This is a genomic window from Robertkochia sediminum (assembly GCF_016786255.1).
GTDB classification, from domain to species: domain Bacteria; phylum Bacteroidota; class Bacteroidia; order Flavobacteriales; family Flavobacteriaceae; genus Robertkochia; species Robertkochia sediminum.
The window spans coordinates 40,373-46,789 of record NZ_JADMKT010000075.1 but is presented as its reverse complement, the minus strand read 5'-3'; the positions used below and the strand labels follow the sequence as shown (position 1 = coordinate 46,789).

Genomic DNA, 6,417 nt, shown 5'->3' with positions numbered 1-6,417 from the left:
CATGAAGAATGGTAAAGCATTCGTTCGCTAAAGCTACGGAGTGTGAAAGGGTAAAGCACTCCTTCGCTAAAGCTGCGGAGTGTAAAGAGGTAAAGAGGTAAAGGGGACTAAAGGGTGTCGTTGTCTTTGCGAGGAGGAGCGAAGCTGCGACGTGGCAATCTCATGAAGAATGGTAAAGCACTGCTTCGCTAAAGCTACGGAGTGTGAAAGGGTAAAGTACTCCTTCGCTAAAGCTTCAGAGTATCAAGAGGTAAAGCGAGCTTAAAGGTGCCGTTGTCTTTGCGAGGAGGAGCGAAGCTACGACGTGGCAATCTCATGAAGAATGGTAAAGCACTTCTTCGCTAAAGCTACGGAGTGTAAAAGGGTAAAGAGGGGATTATGGATGATGAATTATAGATTGTGAATTATGAATTTTGGATTTCATTAAATTCGCATCACTGCATCACTGCATCACTGCATCACCGCATCACTGCATCACCGTAAAGGCATCACCACCCACCGGAAGCGCCACCGCCACCAAAGCCACCGCCTCCGAAACCTCCACCGAAGCCACCGCCGCCAAAGCCACCGCCACCACCGAATCCGCCACCGAATCCGCCGGAATCACGTCGGCCCATATTGCTGAGGATGATCACATCCCACGGACTTAATCGTCCGCCGCGGTTACCGGAGCTGCCTCCGCCTCGCCCGCCCTTATTTCTCGAGAGTACCATCATGATCAAGAAGATCATAAAAGCCAGGAAGATGAGGTTGGAGATGTCAATAGTTGGGGTGTCGGATTGCCTGCTTCCCTGGTATTCGCCCTGCAAGACCTGGAAGATCACATCGGCCCCGCGATCGAGTCCGCCATAATAGTCACCCTGGCGGAATTGCGGAATGATCACATTCTCGATAATGCGCTTGGATAGGGCATCGGTAAGCAAGTGTTCTACACCGTAGCCGGTATTGATCGCTATGCGCCGGTCGTCCTTGGCCAGTAAGATAAGCACGCCGTTATCTTCTTTGGCTTGGCCTATACCCCAGGCTTGTCCCCATTGGGCGCCCAGGTAATTGATGTTTTCGCCCTCTGTCGTGTGGATAATAGCCACCACGATCTGCGTTGATGTGGTGTCCGAATACCTGATGAGCTTTTGTTCCAGGCTGCGCTTTTCTGCTCCCGAGAGCAGGTTGGTGTAGTCGTATACGCTGGTCTGAAAGTCGGGTTTTGGAGGTATGGTGAACTGAGCGCTCACGGATGCTGATCCTAATACGAGGATCAGGATCAACATCACGGGGGCTATGAGCTTTTTATGCAAATTCATCCTCTGGAGAGTTCATCGGGTAGTTCGTTAATATCGTCTTTTTCCCAAGGGAAGTACTTTTGTAATTGTTCACCGGCGCTAAGTACCCCGGCTATGATCCCTTGCTTGAACAATCTTTTTCTGAAGTACTCCTGCATCTGGTCACGGGTAATGTCCCAGAAGTCATGAGGTACCTTTTCGTAAATGCCTTTGTCGCCAAAGATCACGAAACGGTGCGCTTCTACAGCGATATAGATGAGCACCCCGTTTCGCGCTTCGGTATTGTCCATCCCAAGATTGTGAAAGACATCGGCAGCGTGCTTTAAAGGATCTTCATCGGTAGACGATTCCAGGTGCACCCTGATCTCTCCCGAGGTGTATTTCTCGGCGATCCTTATCGCTTCTACGATCTCTTGCTCGTCTTCGTGGGATAGAAACTCTTCGACTTCAGACATGACCCTTGTTAATTGAAATCAAAATCCACATCAGGGGCCTGTTCTGCGCCCTCTGCAGCTTCGAAAGGTGATTTAGTCTGAAATCCGAGCATCCCTGCGACGAGATTGTTCGGGAAGATCCTGATGTGTTTATTGTAGATGTTGACCGATTCATTGAATCGATCCCGGGCTACATTGATCCTGTTCTCTGTGCCTTCCAGTTGTGACTGCAGCTCCAAAAAGTTCTGATTGGCCTTGAGCTCGGGATACCGTTCTACGGTAACCAGAAGTCTCGAGAGGGCTGAAGAAACTTCGGCTTGTGCCTGTTGGAACTCTGCTAATTTTTCGGGTGTTAGGTTAGTAGGGTCTATTTGTACCTGGGTGGCTTTAGATCGCGCTTCGATCACGTCGGTCAGGGTTCCTCTTTCAAAATCGGCGGCACCCTGAACGGTTTTTACCAGGTTACCGATAAGGTCATTTCTTCTTTGGTAAGAGCTCTCCACATTAGCCCATACCTTTGTTACGTTCTCGTCATTGTCGACTGCGGTATTATAGACGCCGGCAACCCAGCTACCGATCGCAAACACGAGTACCCCGATGATGATCAGGGGGATAAGCCATTTTTTCATAAGATGAATTTTTAGTGTTTAAAGTTGATCTTTGATCTGTAAAAGCGCTGCTTTTACTCCCTCTAATTTACGAATAATCTCGTAATTGTTAAGGGTTTGACTGCGGTGTTCCTTCAGGTGCGTTCTTGCTCCGTCCAGGGTGAATCCGCGTTCTTTTACCAGGTGGTAGATCAATTCGAGGGTCTCGATGTCGCTTTTACTGAACCGTCGATCGCCCTTGGCGTTCTTTTTGGGGCGTATCTCTTTAAACTCTTTTTCCCAGAAGCGTATCAGGGAGGTGTTCACGCCAAAGGCATTGGCTACTTCTCCTATGGTGTAATACAGCTTATCGGGAAGGTTTACATGCATTAATCGAGGGATTGGTTTTCTTGTGACGCAGCTTTCAGTAAGGCTTCGAATTCTGCGGCCGATAAACTGCCGTAGTAGAAGTTGATAGGGTTAATACGCTTCTTGTCTTTCCATACTTCGTAGTGGAGGTGTGGAGCCTGAGAACGTCCTGTACTACCAACGTAGCCTATGATGTCTCCACGCTTTACGCGCTGACCTTTGCGTACGTTGTATTTACTCATGTGAGCGTAAATGGTCTTGTATCCAAATCCGTGATCGATGCGAACGTGCTCTCCAAAACCGGTTGCCCTGTTGTCTGCACGGATCACCTTACCGTCTCCGGTAGCGTAGATAGGTGTACCTCTTGGCGCCGTAAAATCCATACCGTAGTGAAACTTTCTCACCTTGGTGAAGGGGTCAGAACGCCAACCGTATCCCGAAGCCATACGCTTGAGGTCTTTGTTACGTACCGGCTGGATCGCAGGAATGGCCGATAAGAGCTTGGCTTTTTCCTCGGCAAGATCGGTGATCTCATCCAGTGATTTCGATTGGATCACCAGGCGCTTCTGGAGCTTTTCCAAACGTTGGGTCGCCCCAATGATCAGGTCAGAGTTGTTGTATCCTTCAAGGTCCTTGTAGCGATTTACCCCTCCGAAACCTGCAGTGCGCTGCTCGTTTGGAATTGGGTCTGCCTCAAAATACAGTCGGTAAACATTATTGTCGCGCTCTTCAATATTGGCCAGAACATCTTCGATCTGTGCCATCTTCTTGTTGAGGAGCTGGAATTGTAATTCGTAGTTCTTGAGTTCCCTGGCCTGCGAAAGCTCTTTAGGGGTATTGACCAGGCTGGTGTTGAGTAAAACGATAAGTCCAAGGTTGCCAAATAAGAAAGCACCAAGGAGGAAAAACAGGATCTTAAGAAACTTTTTCCGCTTTTTAGGCTCGATGCGCCTGTATGATAAGGTGTCCGAGTCGTAATAATATTTTACCTTCGCCATTCGCTTAAATGTTCTATTTTTGCCATCTAAAAGATAGGTAGAGCAATTGCAAAACAGACAAATATAAACATTGTTTTGCAGTTGTGGGTATTTTTGCAAAAAGTTAAGACTTTATGATGACATCAAAGGAGATACGGAAAGAATTTCTTGAATTTTTTGAGAAGCGCGAACACCAGGTGGTTCCTTCGGCGCCCATGGTGATCAAGGACGATCCAACCCTTATGTTTACCAATGCAGGGATGAATCAGTTTAAGGAGTTCTTTTTGGGAAATAAGGCTCCTAAGTCTACCCGTATATGCGATACACAGAAATGTCTTCGCGTAAGTGGAAAGCACAATGACCTCGAGGAGGTGGGAAAAGATACCTATCACCACACCATGTTCGAAATGCTTGGAAACTGGAGTTTTGGCGATTACTTTAAAAAAGACGCTATTCTTTGGGCATGGGAATTACTTACCGGAGTATACGGTATCGATAAGGATAAGCTTTATGTAACCGTTTTTGAAGGTGCTGAGGCCGACGGACTCGATGTTGATCAGGAAGCCCTGGATATCTGGAAGGGTATCGTACCGGAAGACCGTATCCTTATGGGGAACAAAAAGGATAATTTCTGGGAGATGGGCGATCAGGGGCCATGTGGTCCCAGCTCGGAGATCCACGTGGATATCCGCTCAGAGGAAGAACGCGCCAAAGTGCCCGGAGCTTCTCTGGTAAATATGGACCATCCGCAGGTAGTGGAGATCTGGAACCTCGTATTTATGGAATTTAACCGTAAAGCCGATGGAAGCCTTGAAAAACTCCCTGCCAAACACGTAGATACCGGAATGGGCTTTGAGCGCCTTTGTATGGTGCTTCAGGGAAAACAGAGTAACTACGATACCGACGTTTTTACACCACTTATCTCGAAGATCGTTGCAGAATGTGGAGTGCCTTATGGTAAAGCTGAAGAAACCGATATCGCTATTCGCGTGATCGCCGATCACGTGCGGGCCGTGGCCTTTGCTATTGCCGACGGACAATTACCGTCGAATACCGGTGCAGGATATGTGATACGCCGTATCCTGAGAAGGGCGATTCGTTATGCCTTCACCTTCCTGGATAAGAAAGAACCGTTTATATACAATCTGGTGAGCATTCTCAGCGAACAGATGAAGGAGTTCTTTCCTGAGATCGGAGCCCAGGCCAACCTGGTTGAAAAGGTGATCAAGGAAGAAGAAGCCGGATTCCTGCGTACGCTCGAACAAGGACTGCAGTTATTAGATCAGATCATTGCACAAACCAAAGGCGATACCGTTGCCGGTGCTAAAGCCTTTGAATTATACGATACATACGGATTCCCGATCGACCTTACAGCACTTATTCTAAGTGAAAGGAATATGAAGCTCGATGAGGCCGGATTTAAAGAGGAACTCCAAAAACAAAAAGAACGCTCACGTGAAGCTACAAAGGTAGAAACCGGCGACTGGACCATTATCGATGGGGAGGCCGGAGAGGAGTTTGTAGGATATGACGCCCTTGAAGCTGCTGCCCGTATTACCCGCTACCGCAAGGTGGAACGTAAAAAAGGAGGGTCTATGTACCAGATGGTACTCGATCGTACTCCGTTCTATGCCGAAGGTGGTGGACAGGTTGGTGACCAGGGGTATCTGGAAGATGCCGGAGGTAAAAAGATCTCTATTGTAGATACCAAAAGAGAGAACAACCTGATCATTCATTTCTCTAAAGCCCTGCCTGAAGATCCAACTGCAGCGTTAAAAGCTGTAGTTAGTGAGACAAAAAGAAGGATGACCGAAGCGAACCACTCGGCTACCCACTTGTTGCACCAGGCACTCAGAACCGTTCTGGGAACCCATGTGGAGCAGAAGGGGAGTATGGTGAACAGCGACGGACTCCGATTCGATTTCTCGCACTTCAGTAAACTTACCGATGAGGAGTTGCAAGCCGTTGAAGATTTTGTAAACGGTAAGATCCGCGCAAAACTTCCTTTGGTAGAGAAGCGTGCGGTGGCTTTCCAGGATGCAGTGAACGACGGTGCTATTGCCCTCTTTGGGGAGAAGTATGGCGATAAGGTGCGTACCATTAATTTTGGGGAGAGCACCGAGCTATGTGGAGGAACGCACGTCGAGAACTCTGCAGATATCTGGCATTTTATCATTACCTCAGAGAGTGCGGTTGCAGCCGGAGTACGACGTATTGAGGCTATAACCGGAGACAAGGCTATGGCATACCTCAAGGATCGCGCAGAACTTCTGGAAACCGTTAAGAAACAATTGAAGCAACCGGCCGATACCCTGAAGGCCATTACCTCGTTGCAGGAGGAAAATACCGATCTTAAAAAGCAGGTGGAAGGACTCTTGCGCGAAAAGGCCGGGAACCTGAAGCAGGAACTCAAGCAACGTATCACTGCGATCGATGGTGTGAATTTCCTGGCAGAGAAGGTAGACCTTAATACAGCGGGGATCAAAGACCTTTGCTTTGAGCTTGGAGGTGAAATGGACGACCTGTTCCTGCTTTTTGCAGCCGAAGATAATGGCAAGGCGACCTTGAGCTGTTTTATCTCAAAAGACCTCGCTTCTAAACGAGAGCTCAATGCCGGACAGATCGTTCGGGAGCTTGGAAAATTCATCCAGGGAGGTGGAGGCGGACAACCGTTCTTTGCCACAGCAGGAGGGAAGAATCCGGCAGGGATACCGGAAGCGCTCGAAAAAGTGAAATCGTATTTATAACCTTATATCAGATCCCGCCCAGA

The 6,417-nt window shown here is 48.3% G+C and carries 6 protein-coding genes; 1 reads left to right on the top strand and 5 read right to left on the bottom strand.

Features of this window, described 5'->3' with window-relative positions:
- Window positions 1-488 precede the first annotated feature (488 nt).
- From IS446_RS08850 to IS446_RS08830, 5 genes are read right to left on the bottom strand one after another with little or no spacing between them, the layout of a single operon-like run.
- Window positions 489-1,268 (bottom strand): TPM domain-containing protein, encoded by a 780-nt coding sequence (locus IS446_RS08850; protein WP_203060222.1) that lies wholly within the window; start codon window positions 1,266-1,268, stop codon window positions 489-491.
- Between the two features lie 29 nt (window positions 1,269-1,297).
- Entirely contained in the window at window positions 1,298-1,735 is a 438-nt protein-coding gene (locus IS446_RS08845; RefSeq protein WP_203059934.1) for a TPM domain-containing protein, read from the bottom strand.
- Window positions 1,736-1,743: 8 nt separating this feature from the next.
- A complete protein-coding gene (locus IS446_RS08840) occupies window positions 1,744-2,343 on the bottom strand; it encodes a LemA family protein (protein ID WP_203059933.1) in 600 nt (199 codons plus the stop codon).
- Window positions 2,344-2,361: 18 nt separating this feature from the next.
- Entirely contained in the window at window positions 2,362-2,691 is a 330-nt protein-coding gene (locus tag IS446_RS08835; RefSeq protein ID WP_203059931.1) for a MerR family transcriptional regulator, read from the bottom strand.
- Window positions 2,691-3,668, bottom strand: a complete 978-nt coding sequence (locus IS446_RS08830) for a M23 family metallopeptidase (RefSeq protein WP_203059930.1) — start codon at window positions 3,666-3,668, stop codon at window positions 2,691-2,693. The genes IS446_RS08835 and IS446_RS08830 overlap by 1 nt, the downstream gene beginning before the upstream one ends.
- A gap of 116 nt (window positions 3,669-3,784) precedes the next feature.
- On the opposite strand from IS446_RS08830, the gene alaS reads away from it, so the two are divergent.
- Window positions 3,785-6,394 carry an alanine--tRNA ligase gene (gene alaS / locus IS446_RS08825; protein ID WP_203060220.1) on the top strand — a complete coding sequence of 870 codons (2,610 nt, stop codon included), beginning with the start codon at window positions 3,785-3,787 and terminating at the stop codon, window positions 6,392-6,394.
- The last annotated feature ends 23 nt before the right edge of the window (window positions 6,395-6,417 follow it).

Bases quoted from the DNA above. Each gene is read 5' to 3' on its own strand.
- IS446_RS08850 (WP_203060222.1), bottom strand. From the start codon at position 1,268: ATGTTGATCCTGATCCTCGTATTAGGATCAGCATCCGTGAGCGCTCAG.
- IS446_RS08845 (WP_203059934.1), bottom strand. From the start codon at position 1,735: ATGTCTGAAGTCGAAGAGTTTCTATCCCACGAAGACGAGCAAGAGATC.
- IS446_RS08840 (WP_203059933.1), bottom strand. From the start codon at position 2,343: ATGAAAAAATGGCTTATCCCCCTGATCATCATCGGGGTACTCGTGTTT.
- IS446_RS08835 (WP_203059931.1), bottom strand. From the start codon at position 2,691: ATGCATGTAAACCTTCCCGATAAGCTGTATTACACCATAGGAGAAGTA.
- IS446_RS08830 (WP_203059930.1), bottom strand. From the start codon at position 3,668: ATGGCGAAGGTAAAATATTATTACGACTCGGACACCTTATCATACAGG.
- alaS (WP_203060220.1), top strand. From the start codon at position 3,785: ATGACATCAAAGGAGATACGGAAAGAATTTCTTGAATTTTTTGAGAAG.